21 protein-coding genes are annotated in these 21,514 nt (G+C 49.8%); 15 read left to right on the plus strand and 6 right to left on the minus strand.

Going from position 1 to position 21,514, the window contains the following annotated elements:
* The first annotated feature begins 87 nt into the window (after nt 1–87).
* The 6 genes from LQ777_RS09050 to LQ777_RS09075 all read left to right on the plus strand — a co-directional run bounded on the left by LQ777_RS09050 (nt 88) and on the right by LQ777_RS09075 (nt 4,282).
* Complete coding sequence (locus LQ777_RS09050) at nt 88–1,134, plus strand: T9SS type A sorting domain-containing protein (protein ID WP_232562193.1); 1,047 nt, start codon at nt 88–90, stop codon at nt 1,132–1,134.
* Between the two features lie 117 nt (nt 1,135–1,251).
* Entirely contained in the window at nt 1,252–1,395 is a 144-nt protein-coding gene (locus tag LQ777_RS09055; RefSeq protein ID WP_232562194.1) for a hypothetical protein, read from the plus strand.
* A gap of 97 nt (nt 1,396–1,492) precedes the next feature.
* A complete protein-coding gene (locus LQ777_RS09060; protein WP_232562195.1) occupies nt 1,493–1,780 on the plus strand; it encodes a PqqD family peptide modification chaperone in 288 nt (95 codons plus the stop codon).
* Nucleotides 1,752–2,192: a lasso peptide biosynthesis B2 protein gene (locus tag LQ777_RS09065; protein WP_232562196.1), complete on the plus strand. Its 441-nt coding sequence runs from the start codon at nt 1,752–1,754 to the stop codon at nt 2,190–2,192. Before LQ777_RS09060 ends, LQ777_RS09065 begins: the two co-directional genes overlap by 29 nt.
* Nucleotides 2,183–3,103 (plus strand): phosphoenolpyruvate carboxykinase (ATP), encoded by a 921-nt coding sequence (locus tag LQ777_RS09070; protein WP_232562197.1) that lies wholly within the window; start codon nt 2,183–2,185, stop codon nt 3,101–3,103. Before LQ777_RS09065 ends, LQ777_RS09070 begins: the two co-directional genes overlap by 10 nt.
* The gene (locus LQ777_RS09075) at nt 3,104–4,282 is read left to right on the plus strand and encodes a nucleotidyltransferase domain-containing protein (RefSeq protein ID WP_232562198.1); all 1,179 of its coding nucleotides are present in this window, start codon (nt 3,104–3,106) and stop codon (nt 4,280–4,282) included.
* A gap of 1 nt (nt 4,283) precedes the next feature.
* Here LQ777_RS09075 and LQ777_RS09080 read toward each other — a convergent pair whose 3' ends face one another.
* Nucleotides 4,284–4,940 carry an arginine-tRNA-protein transferase gene (locus LQ777_RS09080; RefSeq protein ID WP_232562199.1) on the minus strand — a complete coding sequence of 219 codons (657 nt, stop codon included), beginning with the start codon at nt 4,938–4,940 and terminating at the stop codon, nt 4,284–4,286.
* Between the two features lie 189 nt (nt 4,941–5,129).
* On the opposite strand from LQ777_RS09080, the gene LQ777_RS09085 reads away from it, so the two are divergent.
* Nucleotides 5,130–5,663, plus strand: coding sequence for a hypothetical protein (locus LQ777_RS09085; RefSeq protein WP_232562200.1), 534 nt, complete (start codon nt 5,130–5,132; stop codon nt 5,661–5,663).
* A 42-nt stretch (nt 5,664–5,705) separates the two neighbouring features.
* Here LQ777_RS09085 and LQ777_RS09090 read toward each other — a convergent pair whose 3' ends face one another.
* Nucleotides 5,706–5,864, minus strand: coding sequence for a hypothetical protein (locus LQ777_RS09090; protein ID WP_232562201.1), 159 nt, complete (start codon nt 5,862–5,864; stop codon nt 5,706–5,708).
* A 266-nt stretch (nt 5,865–6,130) separates the two neighbouring features.
* On the opposite strand from LQ777_RS09090, the gene LQ777_RS09095 reads away from it, so the two are divergent.
* Nucleotides 6,131–6,904, plus strand: coding sequence for an OBAP family protein (locus LQ777_RS09095; RefSeq protein ID WP_232562202.1), 774 nt, complete (start codon nt 6,131–6,133; stop codon nt 6,902–6,904).
* Between the two features lie 207 nt (nt 6,905–7,111).
* Here the strand turns inward: LQ777_RS09095 and LQ777_RS09100 are convergent, their stop codons facing one another.
* Entirely contained in the window at nt 7,112–8,008 is an 897-nt protein-coding gene (locus LQ777_RS09100) for an SDR family oxidoreductase (RefSeq protein ID WP_232562203.1), read from the minus strand.
* 124 nt (nt 8,009–8,132) lie between these two features.
* Entirely contained in the window at nt 8,133–10,109 is a 1,977-nt protein-coding gene (locus tag LQ777_RS09105; protein WP_232562204.1) for an asparagine synthetase B family protein, read from the minus strand.
* Nucleotides 10,110–10,247: 138 nt separating this feature from the next.
* On the opposite strand from LQ777_RS09105, the gene LQ777_RS09110 reads away from it, so the two are divergent.
* On the plus strand, nt 10,248–10,949 hold the full coding sequence (locus LQ777_RS09110; RefSeq protein WP_232562205.1) for a hypothetical protein: 702 nt from the start codon (nt 10,248–10,250) through the stop codon (nt 10,947–10,949).
* Here LQ777_RS09110 and porU2 read toward each other — a convergent pair.
* Together porU2 and LQ777_RS09120 are read right to left on the minus strand one after the other, a co-directional pair.
* Entirely contained in the window at nt 10,946–14,206 is a 3,261-nt protein-coding gene (gene porU2 / locus LQ777_RS09115) for a putative type IX secretion system sortase PorU2 (RefSeq protein WP_232562206.1), read from the minus strand. The two genes, LQ777_RS09110 and porU2, sit on opposite strands and share 4 nt — an antisense overlap.
* Before the next feature lie 211 nt (nt 14,207–14,417).
* A complete protein-coding gene (locus LQ777_RS09120; protein WP_232562207.1) occupies nt 14,418–14,966 on the minus strand; it encodes a YceI family protein in 549 nt (182 codons plus the stop codon).
* 292 nt (nt 14,967–15,258) lie between these two features.
* Between LQ777_RS09120 and LQ777_RS09125 the strand changes: the two genes are divergently transcribed.
* The 6 genes from LQ777_RS09125 (at nt 15,259) to LQ777_RS09150 (ending at nt 21,490) form a co-directional block, all read left to right on the plus strand.
* The gene (locus LQ777_RS09125) at nt 15,259–15,768 is read left to right on the plus strand and encodes a DUF4494 domain-containing protein (protein ID WP_232562208.1); all 510 of its coding nucleotides are present in this window, start codon (nt 15,259–15,261) and stop codon (nt 15,766–15,768) included.
* A gap of 229 nt (nt 15,769–15,997) precedes the next feature.
* The gene (locus tag LQ777_RS09130) at nt 15,998–16,450 is read left to right on the plus strand and encodes an HYC_CC_PP family protein (protein WP_232562209.1); all 453 of its coding nucleotides are present in this window, start codon (nt 15,998–16,000) and stop codon (nt 16,448–16,450) included.
* 74 nt (nt 16,451–16,524) lie between these two features.
* A complete protein-coding gene (locus LQ777_RS09135) occupies nt 16,525–18,804 on the plus strand; it encodes a TonB-dependent receptor (protein ID WP_232562210.1) in 2,280 nt (759 codons plus the stop codon).
* Between the two features lie 60 nt (nt 18,805–18,864).
* A complete protein-coding gene (locus tag LQ777_RS09140; protein ID WP_232562211.1) occupies nt 18,865–19,449 on the plus strand; it encodes an AraC family transcriptional regulator in 585 nt (194 codons plus the stop codon).
* 128 nt (nt 19,450–19,577) lie between these two features.
* On the plus strand, nt 19,578–19,925 hold the full coding sequence (locus LQ777_RS09145; protein WP_232562212.1) for a four-helix bundle copper-binding protein: 348 nt from the start codon (nt 19,578–19,580) through the stop codon (nt 19,923–19,925).
* Between the two features lie 56 nt (nt 19,926–19,981).
* Nucleotides 19,982–21,490, plus strand: coding sequence for a hypothetical protein (locus LQ777_RS09150; protein ID WP_232562823.1), 1,509 nt, complete (start codon nt 19,982–19,984; stop codon nt 21,488–21,490).
* Nucleotides 21,491–21,514: the final 24 nt, after the last annotated feature.

The raw sequence follows: 21,514 nt of genomic DNA on the forward strand, positions 1-21,514 counted from the left end.
TATAATTGCGATACCTGGTACCTTAATTAATTAAGGTGTTGGTGAAATAGCCAATAATAAACGTTTTTAATCAAAAAAGTTACAACCATGATCAGGAAGGTTTTACTAATTTTTCTATTAAGTGCAGGCGCGTGGTCTGCCAGCTACGCTCAGGATCCGTCTGTAGGTGGGATCGCTTCTGTTCCCGGTTCTATCTCAGTGGGTGGAGTGGGAACTGTTCAGGCAAACTTTGGTAACGGTAGCTCCACCGCTATTCCTCAGGCTAATAATGCAAGGTACACGATCAACCTGCCGCCAAACATCGGTGTTACGGGATCGAGTTTTTCAACGACGACTACCCCGTCCAATCTAACGGTAAACATTGGCACGTACAGTCCTACTGTCGGGACGATCGTTACGGTGACCAGCAGCTTAGGTGATGTGCCAGGTAACGCTAATTACTTGTTTACACTGAACGTAGTAGGACTATCGGTAACTACGGGTACTCCCGCTCCCATCAGTATCAACGCGGTCTCGTCGCCAGCGGTGGGTACCAACCTTCCAACCAACGATAATGCCAACGGAAACATAACCGTGACTGCAGGCGCTTTGCCGGTGGGATTAGTTTCGTTTACGGCTAAAGCCAACGAAAACCGTACGGTTGATCTGGCTTGGACTACGTCTTTGGAAACAAACAACAAAGGCTTCCTGGTTGAGCGTAGTAAAGACCTGAAGTCTTTTGAAAAAGTGGATGAAATCAGTGAGGTAGCTGCCAACAGCAATGCGCAGAAGCATTACAAACTGACTGACCAGACACCTTTCTCCGGAACGAGCTACTACCGCCTGACGCAGTTCGATCTGAGCGGTAAAGCGACCAGCTTCCCGGCTGTATCGGTTGTTTTGCGTGAAGGTGCCTATGGGGTATATCCGAACCCAGTGCTTAGAGATCAACGATTTGCGCTGAGCCTGGATGAGCCCGAGACAGCCGTGGTTAAATTCCTGAGCGCTGATGGTCGCCAGTTGCCTATTCAGAAGACAGGTGTTCAGGCCGGTAATCTGATGCTGAGAGCGCAAGGTAACCTGTCCGCCGGTATTTACATCATGACCGTTGAAGAGCGCGGCCAAACCCGTCAGCACCGGATAGTGGTAGAATAGTTTCCTGGCGAGTGAGATACGGTCAATCACAATGAATTGACTTGTTCACTCAAAAGGCGTGAAAGCGGTTAATCCGTTCATCTGAAACTCATTCAAGACTTTAAGATCTTAATCATAATGAATAAGCGCATCAACCAGTCAATAACCCCTTCGGCTAAAAAAGCCTATAAAACACCCAAGCTGAAAGTGCTGGGTAACGTGAAAAAGTTAACCTTAAAAGTCGGTTCTAACACCGATGGCTTTGGCGGTACGTTCGTTTAATCGAAAAGAGTAGCCTAATTATACTAGCTTGGTTTGTCGACAACTTGACGGACCAAGCTATTTTTGTTAATTTCCAGCCTGTATCGTACTCTTTTATATGGATATTACACCCGATACTCGGATTCAGGTCGCTTCGAGTCAGTCTTCATCGGTTCTCGGTAATGAAACCGTTGTGTTAAATTACGAACTGGGTAATTATTATGAACTGAACGAGCTGGGAAGCTTTATTTGGTCACTTTTGCAGCAGGAGAAAACCCTGTCTGTAAAAGAAATCAAAGAAAGACTGCTCGATGAATTTGAGGTAGAAGAAGCCGTTTGCCAGGAGGAACTAAACCACTTTTTAGAATCGCTTCTGAATGAGAAACTCATCGAAACGACAGCCTAGTCTTGTCAGGCTAGCGGCTTTAAGCGGTCGTAGAAAGCGGTTGTTGATCGAAGCTTTTCTGACGCTGGCCGTTTACAAAGGGCTACTACTTGTTTTACCCTTCAAATTCTTTCTCAGGAAAGAACAGCCCGAATCTGTTTCTTCACCGACGCTTGACGAGCATTGTGTAAGCGACGTTGTTTGGGCGGTTCGTGTGGTGAGTAGCCGATTGCCACTCGGGTTTACCTGTCTGGTTCAGGCGCTAAGTGCTAAATGGTTACTGAAGCAAGACGCTAGTGTTCGTTTATGCATAGGCGTTCAAAAAAACAGTACGCAGGATTTTTCGGCGCATGCTTGGCTTGTTTATCAACGTAGAATTATCCTTGGCGAACAGGAAGGGCAACCCTTTCAGCCGATTTTAGAATGGAGCTAAGCAACTATTATTACACCGCCTATGGGTTAGCCATTAGTTCTGAAATCGCGCTGCCTCAACTGACGGAAATACAGCCAACAACAGTCGATTTAACGATAAAGCGGGAGCAATTACCAGCGAGCCCGCCGTTGCATACCACGAAAGTTTACCGGAGCGGATTGAATGCCCAATTTGCCCGCAATGATTCGAATAATCTGTGGCTCGATTGGTCGCCGTTGATGCGGTTTCTGGCGGTTGACGGCCATCAACTGACGCTGGACACCGACCAGACCGACGAAGAACTACTGGCGCTTTTTACCCTGAGCGAAGCGCTTGGGCTTATCCTTTTCCAGAAAGGATACTTTTTATTACACGGAAGCGCGATTCAACTCAACAACAAAGGCTTGGTTTTTCTGGGATTGCCCGGAGCGGGTAAATCAACAACCGTAGCGGCTTTTGCGCAACAGGGAATACCCGTGCTCAGCGATGATATGGTCTGTATTCGGTTTGATGAAGCCCAGAAGCCTTTGTTGATTCCCGCCTTTTCGCAGATTAAAATCTGGGAGAGCGCCGTGGAGGGTTTACAGCTTGACAAAACAAGCCTAACACCCGTGCGGGAGGGGCTGACTAAGTTTTCCTGGCACGAGTCCGTCGCGTTTGCGGAAGAAGCCGTTCCGCTGGAACGAATTTTTGTGCTGGAACCGCCCGACGGAGCAGAGCCTACGCCCAAGCAAGTGTCAAAAAGCCAGCTCCCAATCGAACTGCTCAATCATTTTCCCTTGCCTGACTTACTGCTGACCGGCCAGTCCCTGAAAGCGTATTTTGAAAAAAGTGCTGTGATAGCGTCGTCGATACCGCTTTTTAAGCTGAACCGGCCAGCCAACTTTGCCAAACTGCACGAGTTCGTTGCGTATCTTAAAACTACCCTGTAAATGAACGCCGATCATTCTCCCGAAATCCGGTTGTTGCAGCTGGTTTGCACGACGGATGTGCCGGTAGAAAAAAAAGAACAGCTGACTCGTTTTTTAAGCGAATACAAACTTGATTGGGATCGGTTGTACAGACTGGCCGACCGGCATCGGCTTACGCCTTTTTTGTACCAATCGCTGCAAAGCCTGCCGAACGTTCCCGATTCATTAGTAGCAGCTCTCCGGACTAGCTACCAGGTTGCAGCAGCTGATAACATGATCAAGCTGCACCAGTACCGATTGCTTGACAAACTCCTGACCGACAGCGGTATTGCGCATATTGCCTTCAAAGGAATTTACCTGGCCGAGCATTGCTACCCAGTGGGAAGTCTGCGGATTAGCGGAGATCTTGACGTGCTAGTTCGCGTGGAGGACGCCTTCAGGACCATTGAGCTGTTACGCGCCAACCAGTACGAGCTGAACCAAAATCACACGCTTTACTACCAGGATGGCGAGCAACGCTTGTTGACCGAATTGTCGGAGGTGAGCTTGTTCAAACCTTTTTTCAATAACAACTATTTCGACGTTGACCTTCACTGGAAACTGCTGTGTTTCAATAAAGATTATGCCTCCTTTGAACTAGACGACCTGCTGACGCAGGCCGATTACCAGACAGAAGTACAGGTTATTTTGCTGGTGACCCACCACGGCGTGACAAATATCTGGCAGCAGTTGTATTACATCAATGATCTTTATTTTTTGCTTAAAGACAAGGATATCAACTGGTCGTGGCTATTGGCGGAGATGCGCCGTTATGGCATGGAGCAAATTTTTCTGGTCGGTCTGTACTGGTGTCAGCAAATCTGGAAATTACCGGTACCCGCATCTGTGCAGACATTGGTAGACGCGGAAAGTGTACGACAACTGGCAGCTCGTTACGAAAAAAACTGGGAAGCCGACGAGCCACTAGCTTTCAGTAAGCTTGTGCTGAGCCAGATGACCTATTTTTCGAAAGCGCAAACGCAATTTGGTAAGCGGCTGCGCATTTTCACGACCTTTGGCACGAGCCGCGTATTTCGGGCGAGTACGTTTAAAATCGGTAAGCAGCTGATTTACGTTCCGAAAGAGCTTGGGTTCGTGACCGTATTTGTTCGGGCGATGCGTTCCTTGTCCCGGTTTTTCCCGGCTACCCGCTCAGCGTAGGTCACGGGTAAAAACCTGCCTGCATCGCGATGGTCTCCCAGGAAAAAGGAAGCCACTGGTCGCTACCGTCATCGAACACTTCGGTAGCTGATTCGCAGGCAAACAACTTATAATCGAACTTAGGGTAATTGTTGACCAGGTAGCCTGGGTAGTAGTAGATCTTGTGGTTAAAACGGGCGTGATTGATTTTCTGGAGCATCAGGAATTTTCCCAAGCTCTGTTTGCGGTAGGCTGGATGGTAGAAATTCATAATTCCCGCAATGCTTTCCAGACCAGCATCGAAGATCCCGGCGGCAATCAACATGCCTTTATCGCGTACTTCAACAACGTTCGTATCGAACAAATTATAGGTAGCACCAGCCAGTAGGCAGGACTCAACCGATTCGGGAGCATCAAAATCGATGGACTGTCGATAAAGGCTATACAACCCTTCCAGTTCCTGAGTAAGTGAGAAAGGTTTTACCGATACCGAATAGATTTCGTTTATTCGAAGCAATCGTCGTTGCTTTGTTCCAAACTGAACATTGGGGAGCACAAGACGCAGCCAGTGCACCGAATAAAATGTATCATCGAAAAATACGTAGCGACAGGTAAACAGATCCTGTTGCATTCGAAAATAGCCCTTGCTAAGGCAAAAATCCAATTTACTTCCTTTCATTGTTGGCAGGCTCGTTCATCATTAGTTGATGCGTAGGTTAAGTTAAGCCCGGCGGCCTAAAAATCCCAATCTTTATGCGTCTAATTACCGAGACACGCATGTACGAGTTGATTGATAAGGTGGCATCCATCACGCAGCGTTGGGCATAAAAATATGCGTTAACTGCTGGATAAGTACGACATTTGCGGTATGAAACATTCACGTTTACTCTTGCTCGTCACCGGTTTGCTCGCGGCCTGTGGCGGTTCCGAACAAAAAAAGGACAAACCCACCGAAGTTATAGCATCCACCGCCGATTCGGTTGGTGCAGCACCGAAGCGCCAGAACTGCCAGTCGATTATAGGAGCCGAACGATTGGGTAAAGCCAACGAGTATCAGGAGTCGGCGAAACCGCTAAAAGTTACGATTACGCTAGAGCAGGATACCAGTGCAACGCAAACGACCAAGGGCTGTTACTTTAATAATATGGTTACGGTGCTGGCGAACAAAAAGTCAGGGAGCCGAGTGTTCAAGCGAACGCTGACTAAAGACGACCTGGTGTACTTTACCAAAAACGATACACCCATTGAAGAAGCTGTCCTGCAAAATACGCTCTACAAACCAACCTTCAACGGGCAGAAATACATTACGCTAACCATGCGGCTGATGGAGCCGGTTAGCAAGAAAACGTCGGACTATACGGTCTATATGAATTATTTCGGAGAGATCGTCAAGGTACGCTAGGCGCTATCCTTGAAGGTTTTTGCCAACGCTTTTTGGCCGTTATCAGACCGGAATCCCCAAATGACGAAGGACCGTCTGAAGCTTTTTCCAGACAAGTCGTTGATCGTTGGTGCTAACGGCTGGTGGCGTGCTGGTGGATGAATTTGGTATAACTGGCGTTCGATATTGCTTTAAATTGTGTTTGTTACGTTGAGCTTTCATGTGGATGAGCGTCTTTTTTGTAAGAACTTTTTTAGTCTTGTTACGGGTATTCATCTAATGAATTTGTTTATTAAACGCGCTTAAATGTTTTCAATGGTAATTTTTTGTAAACTAAAAAAGGCGTAGTATTTATCAAGTGCAGACTTGTTGATAGACGGGATAAGGCCTATAAAACAACGGTTAGCGGAGCCCGTAAGCTCACTAACCGATCAGGGGGATGCGTATTGTTCACATAACGGGTTACCTACTGAAAAGCCTGCTCCGTTATGCAAAAATCCGTTCTGCGCGTTGCCCCTGCGCTGTTTAGCTTTCTTCTGTTGTTAAGTTGTGGTGGCGATAACACATCGTCGAATGTTCAATCGCCCGGTGCGGAAAAAGCGGGGAAAACCAACGTTCTTGAAGCGGGCGCTGATCTTCTTCAGGACAAAACACCGCTCTCTAAGCTTAATATGTACCTGGATGGTTTTCACTTCTACAACGGAGACACAAAGGCTCAGATGGAAGCGCATCACTACTGTACTAAAATCAACGAGGACCTGACTCAGTGCATTATTTACGACGGGAACACCGACAAGGCGAAAATCATGGGAGTCGAGTATATCGTCTCCGAAAAGCTGTTCAAGACGTTACCAGCCGAAGAAAGAAAGCTTTGGCACAGTCATGTATACGAAGTGAAATCGGGAGAACTGATTGCACCGGGTCTGCCCGACGTGGCGGAGCATGAATTGATGGAGGAGTTGGTATCGACCTATGGCAAGACATTTCATACCTGGCATACCGACCAGGATCTAACCCTGCCGATGGGGCATCCACTAATCATGATGGGGTTTACCAAAGACGGTATGCTTGATCCAACGATGCTGAAAGAACGCGACGAACGGTTTAAGGTATCAAGCGAAAAAAAAAGGAAAAATCGGGCCGACATCCCAACGCCCGCTATTCAACCCGGAGCTAATGCCTGGCAACAGGGTGAGATTCGTCAGCTAAAAATAGACAATACCGCGCAAGGCGGCCACCATCATTCGTCTCCCAATCGATAGCGAGTTGAGCTAACAGATGCTCTTCGGTGTCTTTAGAACGAATCAGGCTACGTCCGGGTAATTATGACAGTACCGTAGCCAGATCGACCAATGCGGATATTGGTCAATCTGGCTACGGTACCATGCCTTATACAAGGCTTAGTCGGTCTCAATACACGTTTTCGCTTAACAAGGGCAAATGTCTTGTTACCGTTATGAGCGCAATACTTATACCATAGGTTTACCGCCCGTAACTCCGTAAATCATTCCGGTGATGTAACTTCCTTCCTGTGAGGCTAGTAACACATAAACCGGGGCTAATTCGATGGGTTGCGCTGGACGCTTGAAATAACTTTCTTCGCCGAATTTCTTGAATTTCTCTTCCGGCATGGTTGATGGAATCAGCGGTGTCCAGACGGGGCCGGGAGCTACCGCATTCACCCGGATTCCCTGTTCGATAGCCGCTTCCGCAAACGCTTTGGTGAAGTTGGCTATAGCCGCTTTGGTGGCTGCGTAGGCCAGCAGTTGTGAACTCGGCTGATACGCTTGAATCGACGTGGTATTGATGATCGAACCACCGGGTTTCATATGTTGCATGGCCGCCTTGCACAGGTAAAACATGGCGAAAACGTTGGTTCGAAACGTTCTTTCGATTTCATCCGACGCTACCTCGTCAATCGATTCGCGGGCCATTTGAAAAGCGGCATTGTTAACCAGAATATCCAGTTGCCCCCATTCATCAATCGCTTTCTGAATCAGTTCCTGGCAGTGCGCTTCCTCCTGAATATCGCCCTTGACGATAATGGCTTTCTGGCCTGACTCCTCTACCAGCCGCGCTGTTTCCTGAGCGTCTTTATCTTCCTCCAGATACGAAATCAAAACATCGGCTCCTTCGCGGGCATAAGCCAACGCGACGGCCCGGCCAATACCGCTGTCGGCACCGGTAATGATTGCTTTGCGACCCGTTAATTTGCCACTGCCTTTATAAGATTGTTCGCCGTAATCAGCCATTGGGTTCATTTCGGCGTCCCGACCGGGATAATCGATTGCCTGCTGCTGCTCAAAAGGCGGTTTTGGGTACTGCTCACGTGGGTCCTGACTCTGGGTTAGATCTGTTGTTGCCATGAAATTTGCGGTTAAACTATACTCGGCATAGTTGCCATTCACTGTCTACATTGAGATATCCTAAACAGTGACTTATTTAATTAACCGGCCAGCGCCGAAAAGGATTAGCCTAATTTGACGGTAGTTAGCGAATGGAACCTGATTCGTTCGCGTCGTTTCGTAGCGAAGAGAGCCAGAGAGAGAGGTAAATGATGCGGCTGAGCAACCAGTTGTAGCGGGTTTTTTTGACAACCGGAATGCGTGGATTGAAAACAACGTCAACGATTTTTGTGAACACCGTGCGGTCGATTACGCCCCAGATCGGATGACCTGGCGTCGAAAAATGATCGAAAGTTGCCTTGTACAATTGCTGAGCTGACAGATTACCGTACTCGACGAAATTAGCTTTCGTTAGCCGTGAGGTAATGGCCGCTGGCAGAACGTCTTTCAACCCGTGGCGGATTAAGCCGCGTCCGCGCCCGTTGTCGAAGCCGACAGCCAACGGTGTTGCCAGCCCGATCTCCATGACATTTCTGTCGAAGAAAGGAAACGAATACTGGTGACCGTAATGAGCGCCGATGTGGTTAAGCTGTTCATTGCAGATGACGTTCGTCGTATTCAGAATCTGCCGGACGGGTTTGTTGAGTGACGTCTCCAACGAAGTCGTCAGCTCTTTGGTTGTTTGGCCTGGCCCTGGCGAAACTTGTTTCTTAAAATCGGCGCTAAGCGCGTTGCTGATGAGCCGTCGATGAGCCAGCTTGTCCTTCAGCCGTTTATAGACGTTTGCTACGAGTGCCGTTGTGGAAAGGTTGAATACTCTTTTTTGTGTCCGCATCGTCTGCCAAACATCACCGATGGGCCGGGTCTGGAGCTGTTTTTTCAGCTTTGTACCCAAAAAATACACGATGTACTTCTCCAGCTTCGTCCGGTCAGGAAGGCTAGACCAGTTGGGGCTTACATAAGACAGGTTCCGATCGCTAGGTGAGATAAATTGCTGACAGGCGAGTAGCAGCGCTTCCCAATCCTGAGCGTCGAATAACTCATCTAAAAAGTCGAAACTGTGGGTGACAACGCTGTCGCCGTCGTGGCCCGTCAGGATGATGTCGCAACCTAACTGCTGGGCTTCCAGCGAGACGCTCAGGTGAAAACTGGACGGAATAATGAAGTGCTCCGGTCGGTCGAAAAGCCGGTTGATGGTCAGGACAGATTCGAGCACATCGGCCACGGGACGAACCGTATGCTGTTGCATTGGGTGCTGAGCCAGTACCGCCCGCACGTATTCGCTCTCGTCGGCGGAGGGCTGTTGGGTGTCGATGGTAAACGTATGCAGCGCGGGTTGGCTTTGTTTTGTTAGCAGCGACTGCGCGACGCAACTAACGGACGAAGAATCCAGTCCACCACTCAAATGAGCACCAACGCCAATTTTTCCCTGAATGCGTTGGTCAATAGCGGTCGTAAAATAATCATTGAAAACCGATGCATACGCGTCTGTTCCGTTGAGGCCGCTGAACCGAGAAAGATTTATGGTCCAGTAAGGTCGTATCTGTAGCTGGTGGGCCGTAATCTGAACGGAATGGCCGGGAAGAACGCTGTAAATACCTTCGTAGAATGTCTCTGCGCTGTACGGTACATAATCGGCGATCCACGTCAGGTATTCGCTGAATTTGTGTTCGTTCGGGGTTACGACGACTTCCGCCAACGCCAACAGTGCTTTTATTTCGGAGGCAAACGCGAAAAAACGACCTGCCTGATGCACGTAATACAGCGGCTTCACACCCAGTGGATCACGTCCGCAGATAAGCATCTGCTGGTTGGTATCCCATACGAAAGCGGCAAAATCACCGTTTATCTGATCGAAGAAAGCCGGACCGTTGTCGCGATAAGCCTGAGTAAATGACTGAGTTGACGTTCCCGAAAAAATATCGGCATCGGCAGTTGTGTAAACAGGGGAGGACGACGCTTGACTGACCTCAATATCTCCGCCAAAATTCAGTAAAATTCCCTGATCGATGGTTCTGCTAGTCACTTTGCCCCGATGCGCTAACCGGTTTGCCAGTTTCGTTGCATCGGCTACGTCGATAGCCTGGCCATCAAATCGAATTATTCCAGCGATTCCGCCCATTCTTGGTACTAACTGAGAAGGTTGACAAACTACTTCTTTCGTATCTTCGCTCGGCTTAAACAGCCTGTTAACCTAACCGGGGCAATATACACCAGTTTGCTAGTTTAAGCCACCGCCCGTTACTAACCAATTCCGACTATGCTCATAAAAGGCCGATTGTACGCGTTCATTTTACTGATTTTTCTCGGTATCGGTGAAAGCTGTCAGCAATCGTCGACCGTTCCTGTGCCTGCCGATACCGCTTATTTCCCGCTGCAAGTGGGCGATTACTGGATTTATCAGGTGACGCAGAATGCGTACTCATCTACCAATCCCGTTGCTGAGCGTGTGTACCAGGTGCAGGAAAAAATTAGCAGTTCGTACACCCAGAACGGGCAGGTTTTTTTTCTGATGGAAGAATCCGTTAAAACGTCGTCGCAACCGGATTGGCAACTGACGGCGATTCGTACCGTGTACAAAAACCAGTCGGAAGTTGTTCGGTTAGAAAACAACGTACCGGTTGTCAAGCTGCTATTCCCGATTGCCGCCACGACGTCATGGAACACAAATATTTACAACGCTAGACCCGATACACTGCTTCATTACGAAGACAGCGGACGTTCGTTTACGCTTGACACGCGTCGTTTCGACAACACCATTTCGGTGGTTGGTGCCAACGATTCAACCTTGATCAGCCAGCAGAAAAATCGCCAGGTGTATGCCTCGAATGTTGGTTTGGTTTACCGCGAAAACGTGTCACTAGCCTACTGCCAAACGTCGCCCGATTGCATTGGAAAAGGTATTGTTGAGTCAGGAACCCGTCAGAAGTGGGTATTGGTGTCGAGCAACCACCTGCCTTAAGGCTGCCAGAGCACTTTGCCCGTAAACAGTTGGGTTCGGCCATCCTTCCAGGTTAGCTGCAACTGATACGGGTACAAACCGGGCGCTGTTCCCTGCCACAGAACCGTATTTTTGCCCATCGATAGGGGAACAGTACCCTCGAACACCCGCTCTCCAGATGTATTGTACACCGTTAATTGTGATGCTATAGGTAGGTCCTGCACATTGAGCGTAAGTTCGAATTTCGCGTAGGTCGAGGCCGGATTCGGATACGTTTGTACCGTAATGGGTTCGTCAGCACCAAGGGTCGTCAGGTTAACGATGTAGGGCGGTTGGGTTCGGTTACCAGCGGCATCTTTCCCGATAACAATAAGCGTATAGGTCGTATTGGCTTTGAGCGTTACGCGGGTCGATACCCGGACCTGATTGGCCGAGATAGCGGTGTTGGTAGCCTGGGCGTATAGTCTTTGCTGAGCGCAGGTCGCGCATTCTTTCAGGTAAAGTTCTACCGCGTTGGTGTCGCCCGGTGTTAAGGCGTTTTCGTCGGTTAAGTAAACGTCGACTTTCGGATTTGTATCGACTACCGCTCCGTTTTCTTTGATCGCGCCGTTGATAAAAACGGTCATCGTCGGGCTGACCACGTCAGGAAGCGCGTCGGCGGGGTAACTGCTGCTCACTTCCGCCCGTGCCCAATCGATGCGTAGACTGGCGCTGTTGTTGGCTTTGTCCAGTTCCGTGATCTGATTGGTAGGATCGATCACAACATCAATTTTGCTAAGAGTTGCGTCTTTGGGAATCGTGTATGTCAATGTATCACGGTAGCGGAATGCATCGAAGCGAAGCGTCGTGGCTGATGTTCCGGTGTTCGTTGTTTTTTTGAGCGACAGTGTCACGGGCTGGCCGGAAGCGAATCGTCCCAGGTTAGCCAGTGGAATAACAACGCGGACCGAATCGCTATTTTTGATCGAACTACCCCCCACCGAGGATTGAAGATAGATCCCTTTCTGACCAACCGTGTAATCGGGATTGGGTAACGGGTATAGACTTAGCGCAGGGTCGCCCTGAAGGACCATTTCGAGCATGACCGATGTATCATACAAATCGATGCCTTCTTTTTCGGCGGCCATGTTAAGTCGTTGCTGCACTTTTCCGAACGGCATACCCAGTGTAGTTGGATCGGTGTACAGGCTGGCATACAGGCGGGACAGGTACTTGCTGGTGGGTTGCTCGAAGCTCAGGTAGGAGTGGGCCAGCACGAGAGCCGAGCCTTTTTCGGGAGCCAGCAGCCAGTCGGTGGATAAAGTAGTGAAGCGGGAGAAAATCTCACCGACTCCGCAACCGTTGAAAATCATAAGCGGGTAGACCTTGTTGCGGTAACCATTTTCCAGCGGAGAGGCAAACCCAAAGTTCATGTCTGTAATGGACGGACCCGCGTGTCCGAAAAACGTAATCAGGCCGACTCCATCGTTGACGAGTGGCGTAATGTTGAGCGGTTCGACTTCTTCGTAGGTGTTGTTTTTACTAAAGGCGTTCACCTGCCCACCCAAAAGTCCATTGGTAAACACATCACCCAACGTACTCAGTGCACCGCGCAGACGTTGGGCTTCTTCTTTGCTTTTTCCTCCGCTGATGTGAATGATGTTCTTGCGCCACAGACCGTTAGGAGTTGTGTTTTCTAATTGTTTAACTTTCTCCAGATACGCAAAAACCTGCTCGTTCGCCGTAACGTTGAGACGCCCCGTAGGAATGGCGGGTGTGTTGAGCGAATAGCCGTTCAGCCCGGCGGTCAGCAAAATATCCGAACCTGGATAGCCAATAGTCGGTACCAAATCGTCGGGGGCCGTTTTGACGAAGTAAGGATAGCTGCACGCTTTGCCAATCAGCAGCAGGTTTTTGATCGGCGCTTGTGCCAGCATAAAATCCGCGAAACGCCGGAGCGCCAACGGACTTTTTTCCCCGTAATTAAACTGGTCGTACAACGAATCGGCAAATACAACCAAGGGCTTGTGACTGCCGCCCTGGTCGGAAGCGCGGTAATTTGCATAAGCTACCGCCGATTGCTGTAGCGTCGAGTGGGTAAGAATCAGGTAATTGGCAGTCGTTGAGAAGGTGCTTTTAAAGTGCACCGCTTTAATCGCCAGCGGTTTTTCGATTTGATCCGTAACCAAAATTGTTCGGCTGCGTGTGGCTTCATCAACCACGATGGTCATTTGATCACCTGCTGCTAGTGGATTGACGTACCGGCAATTGAACTTATCAGTAATGTCGTATGCCACAATCGCCGACGGAGCGCCTTTTATGGACAACAAGGCCGTTGCTGATGATTTTGCCGGAAGATGAAAAAGCTTAGACCGTTGGCCTGTCATGTCCAGCGCCTGCGGGTAGGAGATCTTCGCGTAGGTGATGGAAAACGTATTGAAAAAGCCGACGCGTTCGCCTTTGAATGTCAGCCGTAGCTGGTCGCTCTTAAGGCTGGAGGGGGAAATCTGCTGCTGGAAAAGCTGACTCGTAAAGCCCGAAAAGTTGAGCGTAGCCAGTGGGTTGCTAGCGTCCTCATCCTGCGTTACCCGTACGGTATGGTTCGAATAATCTCGGCCATTTACCATAGCTTCCAGCGTGATCGGCCAGTTGGCAGCTACTCGGTTCGTTAACGGCAACTGAACCGTTCCGACGGAATCGATGGTAAGCAAGCGGCCTGACCAGCCTTCGCCGGGTTCGTAGTAGCTGTGCTGTAACAAGGGTTCCAGCCCTTTCAGCGGATTAAACGTGTATTCGCTGGTGAATGCCTGAACGGTTTCTTCGACGTGAAACGCTTCGGCGGTAAGCCCTTTTGCCGTAAGATTCAGTTCAGGAATGCGCTTGCCGGTTACTGACGGACTACTGGTAAGGAAATAAGCGGTTTCGTCCGAAAAGAGACTTTGGTAGGGGTGCAGCCGTTTTTGGGGACGGTATAATAAGGAGTCCTGGCTACCATCGTTTCCTTCGCCGTAAAATTCCAGGTAATCCTGACGATCAAAGCGACTATCCTGCTGGCCGACCACGCGAAGGGCTACCTCCTGGCCTCGAAAGAACAGCTGCCAGTTGGCCGGATTCGTTGGTAGAAAAGAAGGGTCCGCTGCCTGGATGTCCTGATACGAGATCCGGTATACGCCCGCTTTATTTACCGAAAATTTCAGGTACCTCTGATCCGGCCTGATCCATTCATTGCCGAACGGATGCTGGGCCTGTAAAGTCAGTACGTTAACCAAAAAATACACGAAAAGTAGCCCTTTTCTCATAGACGATTGAGCGTAATCACCAGTGCGGTTGTTTCCTTCAAAGATAAGAAGAACACCCGAAATTAACGGTTACTACAAGCCGTGTACACGAGATAGATATGACGGTAAAAGTTTAACGTTAGGCGTCTTGGACGAAAAAAGCCCATCAATAGCCACGCCCGGATTGAACGTAGCCATTGATGGGCTTCACGATATATATAAACCTAGGTGATTACGCTTGTTTCGTAACCTGAATGTTCATAACCAGCCGTACGTCGTCGCTTACGACAACGCCACCGGCTTCAGTGACACCGTCCCAAGTAAGGCCAAATTCTTTGCGTTTGATAACACCCGTTACTTCGAAACCAGCCTTAGTCTGGCCGTAGAAGTCCTGCATCTGTCCACCGTATTCCGCTTTCAGCGTTACGGATTTGGTAACGCCGTGTAGCGTCAGGTCGCCCGTCAGGTCGTAGGTGTCATCACCTGTTTTCGTAAACTTCGTGGAGGTAAAGGTCAGTTGTGGGAATTGCTCAGCATCAAAGAACTCCGCTGATTTCAAGTGGCCGTCGCGCTGTTCGTTGCCTGTGCTGATGCTGGCAATATCGGCTGAGAACGTAATTTTAGCATCGTCAAAGTCATCGCCGACCATTTCCAGTTTGCCCTCGTACTGGCTGAATAAACCGGTAACGGTTGATACCATCAGGTGTTTTACTTTAAACTGAACTTCAGAGTGCGAAGGGTCAATGATCCAGGTGGTGGCGGTGGTTGCTTGTGCTTCCATGATACTTTGAGTTTTGGTTATCGTTTAGCTAATGCTTGTATCTGCATTTAATGTATATACACGTAATCGAAAAAAAACGTTTCACTACGCTAAAAAAATTTGAGCGGTGTATTAAAACGGCGCTGCGCTCATCCTTTAAGTGTGCCCAACCAGAAAAATTTACGGTCTAGGAACAAGGTTCAAGCAATGAAAATCTTATTCGATGAAGAGCGCTACCGTATGGGATTTGCCCAATTTTTAGGCACTTTTGCCCCCTGTTTTCTGTTTTGTCTATGTATTAAATCACTAAAAAATGCCTAACTGGTTCCTCGGAAAAATCCGTTATCAGCAACCCATTGACGATACCAATGTGGGAACGCGGAACGAAGAGTTTATCAAGCAAAAAACCGTTACGGAGGCTTATCTGGTCGATGCCATTAGCTATACCGATGCTGAAGCCCGGCTTTATCAGGAGATTGCCGCCAATACGCCTGACTTCGAGATTACCGACATCTCCCGCATGAAACTCGCGGATGTATTGCATCATGAAGACGGTGGCGAAACCTGGTATAAAGTGAAGGCGATGTTTATCACCGAAGACGAAAAAACGGGGAAACAGAAAAAATCGCCAAGTTTGATGCTCGTCAACGCCGAAAATCCGAAGCAGGCTTACGAACGCGTTGAACTTAGCCTGAAAACGGCGCTCGATCCGTTTGAGGTGACCGACGTAAACACAACGAAGATTCTGGATATCTTCCCGTATAGCGAAGAAGAAAAACGCAATCTGCGCCCATTAAATGAAGTGATGGAAGGTGCGGAGTAGCGTTCTGTACATGGTAACGAAAAGCGGGCCGACAGTTATTGTTGGCCCGCTTTTTTGTTGCAAACCCGTTGCCATAGTCAAAAAGATACCTTGACCGTGTTTGACTTTGTCCGTAAACGACCGCTTACGAAATGCTTTGTTATATAATTACAAAATAGCATTGCACAATTACGAAGTTCTCGCGGGCGGGTTTGCTTTTATAAGGAACCCGTTTTACTTTTGAGCCACTATGAAACGCACTCTGTTCCAGCTGCTCAACCTACTAATGGCCTGTGTCATACTGCTCAGCAGTACGGGATTTGGTCTGGTGGAGCATACGTGCCAGATGCGCGGAAAGAAAAAGACAATGGTGGTCGCTTTTAGCGATGCTAAAGCGCAGACGGGTTGTGCCGATCGTAAGCAGTCCATTCTGTCGGATCAGACTATCATCAAGAAAACCGAATGCTGCCAGGACGATCAGCGCTACGAAAACGTAGATGTTAGCTCGTCGCTGAGTCAGTTGGTTGCCAAGTTCGTCAAGACGGTCACTGAGTCGGTCTTAGCGGGGGTCACCGTTGTGCTGGCCTGGCTTGTTGATTGGGTTTTTGACCGCAACGCATCCGTAGCGGCTACGATTTCTACGGACCCTCCTTCGCCATCCGGGCGCGAAATTCTGACGCTCGTTCGTAGTCTCCTGATTTGATTCGTTGATGAAACCACGTAGGCGGTGTCGTGCTGACACGGCTGTCTTGTGTTTGTCCATCAATCAACGAACTCATGAAATTTCTGTTTATAGGGATTGCCGTATTGGCTATGTCGCCAGTGCTGGCGCAGTCCGATTCTACGCTATCAAAACCACCCGTTTTATCACTCATTTTTGGTCAGGAAACCGCAATTCGGGGTGTTGTCAGGGAAGTTGTTAACGCAAAACAAGTACCGCTGACTGGCGCGACTGTACGTTGGTTAGGTACATCATCCGGAACGGTTACCGATTCGCTTGGTCGTTTTTCGCTGCCCGTTCACCAAACGGCTACGCAGCTAATCGCTAGTTATGTTGGTTATCAATCGGATACACTCGCGGTTACGAATTCATCCGCTGAACTGCTGATTACGCTCCGCTCCGAAAGGACGTTGCAGGAAGTGACGGTTTCGGGCTCGCCGGGTCAGATCGACCGGATCAATCCCATTCAGACGGAGCTGATTACGCAACGAACACTCGCCAAAGCTGCCTGTTGCAATCTGTCGGAAAGTTTTGAGACCAACGCGTCGGTCAGTGTATCGTATAGTGATGCCGTTACCGGTTCCAAGCAAATTCAGTTTTTAGGATTGGGCGGTCAGTATGTACAAACAAACGTCGAGAATATACCGACGGTGCGGGGACTGGCAACGACCTTCGGGCTGAATTACATTCCGGGTACATGGATTACGAGCATCGACGTGGGGAAAGGAGCGGGCTCGGTCGTGAACGGCTACGAGTCGATGAGCGGTCAGATGAACGTCGAGTTGCAGAAGCCCGATGACAAGCAAACCCTTTTTCTGAACGGCTACGTAAACAGCTTCGGGCGAGTCGAGGGCAACGCCAACTGGTCAAAAGCATTGAGTAAAAAATGGAGTATGGGCGTGCTCGGACATGCCAGTACGCAGCGTACGGAAATTGATCAGAACAACGACGGATTCCGGGATTTACCGCTTTACACGCAGGTCAACGCCATCAATCGGTACAAGTACAGCAGCGAACGATTTATGGCGCAGTTTGGTGTCAAGGCGCTCTACGAAGACCGGGACGGTGGCCAATTGTCGCGCAGTGAACAGAGCGGAATGGCTCCCCGCTACAGTTTTCTGAATACGACGAAACGGCTGGAGTTTTTCTCGAAAACGGCCAAGCTGTACCCCGACAAACCGTACAAAGGCTTAGGGCTGATTCTGAACGGTGTTCACCACGAACAGACGGCTCGTTTCGGGTTTTCGCCTTACGACGGTCGGCAGCAGACGTTGTACGCCAATCTGATCTACCAGACGATTATTGATAATACAAACCACAGCGTCAAAGCAGGACTGAGTTATCTGCTGGACGATTACCGCGAAAATTATAAAATCATTCGTACCGCCCGTACGGAGTCGGTGCCGGGTGCGTTTGCGGAGTACACGTACATCTACCCCGAAAAGCTGACGGTTGTAGCGGGTGGCCGGGTCGATTTCCATAATTTGTACGGTACGCAGTTTACCCCCCGGCTTCATCTCAAATACAATCTAAGCGACAATCTCACGGTTCGGGCGTCGGCGGGTCGCGGCTTTCGGGTACCGAATCCGTTCGCGGAGAATTTTGGCTACCTGGTCAGTTCGCGAACCGTTGTGCTGACCGAGTCATTGCGGCCCGAAGTGTCCTGGAATTACGGGCTTGGGCTTACCAATGATTTTCAGCTGTTTTCCAAAAAGGCATCCCTGACGGTAGACTACTTCCGGACGAACTTTCAGAATCAACTGATTGTCGATCTCGAACATCCGCGCGAGTTGTACTTCTACAATCTGCGCGGCCAATCGTTTGCCAACAGTTTTCAGGTCGAACTGAACGTGCAGCCAACCCGGCGTTTTGACATTAAGGCGGCTTACCGGCTATTCGACGTGAAACAAAGCATGGGTGCGCCCTTTGGTGAGGAGCGGCTACTTCCCAAGATGATGGTGAGTCGTGATCGTATTCTGCTTAACGCGGGTTACGCCCTGCCGTTCGATAAGTGGAAGGTCGATGCAACCCTGCAATGGAACGGTCCCCGGCGTATCCCGTACCTGGGGGAAGGATACGTGCATACGGGCTACGAAAACATGCCGGTTACCAATGCGCCGGGCTTTTACAATCTTAATGCGCAGGTAAGCCGGGCTTTCCAAAGTGGCTGGGAGATTTACCTGGGGGGCGAAAACCTGACGGGCTTCCGCCAACAGAATCCGATTGTTGCCCCGAACGACCCGTTCGGCCCTGGTTTTGACGCGGGTTCGCAGGTGTGGGGACCCATAACGGGTCAGATGGTATACGCTGGTTTTCGTTTCAAACCCCAAATCTAGGTGCTGATTACGCTGTTTTAGCCGCGTTAAAAATAAGCGTACCCCTAGCTCAAGACGACAATGACACTGACAATCCGAAATATGGTGTGCGACCGCTGCAAGCGCGTCGTACGGGAAGAACTCGAACGGCTTGGACTGACCGTAGACCGGCTGGAGCTTGGCGAGGTAGACATTGCGAAGTTGCCGGAGACGATTACGCTCGATACCGTTCAGCAAACCTTACAGGCGAATGGCTTTGACCTGGTTCAGGATAAAAAACAATCGCTGGTGGAGCACATGAAGGTGCTGCTGATCAATGAAATTCAACACCTGAAAGGGGAGCGGCTGCCAACCGAAAATTATTCGACGTTCCTGGAGCGTAAACTCGGCTACGAATACTCTTACCTGAGCGGCTTGTTTTCGGCCAGTGAAGAGCATACGGTCGAGAAATACATCATCGCGCTAAAAATAGAAAAGGTCAAAGAATGGCTGCGGTACGATGAGCTGACCCTAAGCGAAATCGCCTGGCGTTTGGGCTACAGCAGCGTGCAACATCTGTCGAATCAGTTTCGGCAGGTGACGGGGCAAACGCCGGGACAGTTCCGCAAAGCCGCTTTTGGCAATCGGCGGAGTCTGGACGAGGTGTTCAAGCGGGAAGGAGAGTGAGTTGCAGCTATAATAACGACCAGACCTGTCAATAAATCCTGTCCGTAATTATGTAAAAACTGAATGGAAGCCGGGTAGTTATTTGGGTAGACCAATGGTGGTCAGCTGGACAAAACTCACGTTTTATCATGGAAAATAAGACAATGACCTCGCACGTAGATACTTGTTTCGATTGCGCCAAAGCCTGTGAAGAATGCGCTACCGCCTGCCTTGAATCGGGGGATGTCGATAGCCGGGGCCACGACATGACGGCTTGCATTAAGCTCTGCCGCGACTGCGCGGATATCTGCACCTTATGCGGTCGTCTGACGGCCCGCGGTTCGGATTTCATGAAGTCGTTCATGCAAGTCTGTGCGGAAGCCTGCGAAGCCTGTGCCGCCGAGTGCGAAAAACATGCCGACCACTTTGCCCACTGTAAAGCCTGTGCCGAAGCCTGCCGCAAATGCGCGGAAGAATGCCGCCAAATGGCCGCTTAGTCCTGAGTCGGGATGGTGGCGTTGAAAACACCATCCCGCTTTTTTCGTACAATCTGATGAATAAATTCGTACTCGTTTATTGCCTTTTTTTGTCTGCTGGTTTGGCGCTGGGCCAGCACCAGCATCATGAAGGTATGTCCATGCCCGGCAAGGATATGCCCGGCAAGGACTTGCCCAAGAAACCGTTGTCAACGCGTACCAAAGCGGACACGACAAAACCGATGGATCATTCGGCGCATGCCGGTATGAACATGGACGGTGATGGGATGGAAATGAAAGCGACCAATTACGGCCTCACGATGGACACGACAATGGGTATGACTCATTCGCTTTCCCGCCATTTGCCGATGAATCGGAATGGATCGGGTACGTCGTGGCATCCCGATAACACGCCGATGTATGCCTACATGACCCACCCGACGCAAAAGGGATGGAGTTACATGCTTCACTACGCGATTTACCTGCGCTACACCGGCCAAAATACCAACAATCCTGACCGGCGCGGTAACGGACGCCAGTTTGGTGCCCCCAACTGGTTTATGGGTATGGCCCAACGCAAAGTAGGCCAGCGCGGACTGTTTCAGGTGCGGGCCATGCTTTCGCTCGATCCGCTGACGGTCACGAACGGTGGGTATCCCTTGTTGTTCCAAACGGGTGAGAGCTACAAAGGTCAGCCGCTTATCGACAAACAACACCCGCATGATCTAGTGTCGGAGCTGTCGGTCAGTTACAGCCACGCGTTCAGTAAAGACATTGATTTATACGGATACGTCGGTTATCCCGGCGAACCGGCCCTCGGCCCGCCCGCGTTCATGCACCGAATTTCGTCGTTTAATAACCCCGATGCACCGTTGGGTCACCACTGGCAGGATGCAACGCATATCCTGTTTGGCGTGGCTACTGTTGGCTTCCGGTACAAATGGGTCAAGCTGGAAGGGTCGACCTTCAAAGGGCGCGAGCCTGACGAAAATCGCTATAATTTCGACAAGCCCAAGTTCGATAGCTACTCGTATCGAGTGTCCGTCAATCCATCGCCGTCGCTGGCGTTGCAATTTTCGCAGGGGTATCTACACAGTCCCGAAGATGCGCACCCCGACGAAAACGTAACGCGGACAACGGCATCCATTTTGCATAGTAAAGGCTTGGGCGAAGGACGATACATAACGTCGGCGGTTGTCTGGGGAAAAAACAACAACGACGCCAATGAAAACTCGTATCTGGCCGAAAGTAGTTTGCAAGTAGATCGATTTGCCTTTTATGGCCGGTACGAAAATATTCGCAAATCGGCGGAAGAGTTAAGCATTCCTTTCGACGAAACTATAGCACACGATCACGGCAAAAGCTACCTGATTAATAATCTGACGCTCGGGATGAATTATCGATTAGCGCAGCGTTACAATACAGACCTCGTGCTGGGCGCGCAAGTGACGGCGGCTAAACCCGACCACGACTTGCAGACGTTGTACGGTACAACCCCGGTGTCTGGACAGATTTATTTGCGGTTGTCGCCTAGCCTGATGACGATGAAAACAATGCATCGGATGAACGGGCACCATTCTCACTGAATTTTCGTTTAAAATTTACCATAA

Source organism: Spirosoma oryzicola, assembly GCF_021233055.1.
In the GTDB taxonomy this organism is placed as follows: domain Bacteria; phylum Bacteroidota; class Bacteroidia; order Cytophagales; family Spirosomataceae; genus Spirosoma; species Spirosoma oryzicola.

Coding starts and splice junctions, on each gene's coding strand:
- LQ777_RS09065 (WP_232562196.1), top strand. CDS start 1,752: ATGAGAAACTCATCGAAACGACAGCCTAGTCTTGTCAGGCTAGCGGCT.
- LQ777_RS09125 (WP_232562208.1), top strand. CDS start 15,259: ATGCCTAACTGGTTCCTCGGAAAAATCCGTTATCAGCAACCCATTGAC.
- LQ777_RS09090 (WP_232562201.1), bottom strand. CDS start 5,864: ATGAAAGCTCAACGTAACAAACACAATTTAAAGCAATATCGAACGCCA.
- LQ777_RS09060 (WP_232562195.1), top strand. CDS start 1,493: ATGGATATTACACCCGATACTCGGATTCAGGTCGCTTCGAGTCAGTCT.
- porU2 (WP_232562206.1), bottom strand. CDS start 14,206: ATGAGAAAAGGGCTACTTTTCGTGTATTTTTTGGTTAACGTACTGACT.
- LQ777_RS09105 (WP_232562204.1), bottom strand. CDS start 10,109: ATGGGCGGAATCGCTGGAATAATTCGATTTGATGGCCAGGCTATCGAC.
- LQ777_RS09100 (WP_232562203.1), bottom strand. CDS start 8,008: ATGGCAACAACAGATCTAACCCAGAGTCAGGACCCACGTGAGCAGTAC.
- LQ777_RS09110 (WP_232562205.1), top strand. CDS start 10,248: ATGCTCATAAAAGGCCGATTGTACGCGTTCATTTTACTGATTTTTCTC.
- LQ777_RS09145 (WP_232562212.1), top strand. CDS start 19,578: ATGGAAAATAAGACAATGACCTCGCACGTAGATACTTGTTTCGATTGC.
- LQ777_RS09130 (WP_232562209.1), top strand. CDS start 15,998: ATGAAACGCACTCTGTTCCAGCTGCTCAACCTACTAATGGCCTGTGTC.
- LQ777_RS09085 (WP_232562200.1), top strand. CDS start 5,130: ATGAAACATTCACGTTTACTCTTGCTCGTCACCGGTTTGCTCGCGGCC.
- LQ777_RS09150 (WP_232562823.1), top strand. CDS start 19,982: ATGAATAAATTCGTACTCGTTTATTGCCTTTTTTTGTCTGCTGGTTTG.
- LQ777_RS09070 (WP_232562197.1), top strand. CDS start 2,183: ATGGAGCTAAGCAACTATTATTACACCGCCTATGGGTTAGCCATTAGT.
- LQ777_RS09140 (WP_232562211.1), top strand. CDS start 18,865: ATGACACTGACAATCCGAAATATGGTGTGCGACCGCTGCAAGCGCGTC.
- LQ777_RS09055 (WP_232562194.1), top strand. CDS start 1,252: ATGAATAAGCGCATCAACCAGTCAATAACCCCTTCGGCTAAAAAAGCC.
- LQ777_RS09120 (WP_232562207.1), bottom strand. CDS start 14,966: ATGGAAGCACAAGCAACCACCGCCACCACCTGGATCATTGACCCTTCG.
- LQ777_RS09050 (WP_232562193.1), top strand. CDS start 88: ATGATCAGGAAGGTTTTACTAATTTTTCTATTAAGTGCAGGCGCGTGG.
- LQ777_RS09075 (WP_232562198.1), top strand. CDS start 3,104: ATGAACGCCGATCATTCTCCCGAAATCCGGTTGTTGCAGCTGGTTTGC.
- LQ777_RS09135 (WP_232562210.1), top strand. CDS start 16,525: ATGAAATTTCTGTTTATAGGGATTGCCGTATTGGCTATGTCGCCAGTG.
- LQ777_RS09080 (WP_232562199.1), bottom strand. CDS start 4,940: ATGAAAGGAAGTAAATTGGATTTTTGCCTTAGCAAGGGCTATTTTCGA.
- LQ777_RS09095 (WP_232562202.1), top strand. CDS start 6,131: ATGCAAAAATCCGTTCTGCGCGTTGCCCCTGCGCTGTTTAGCTTTCTT.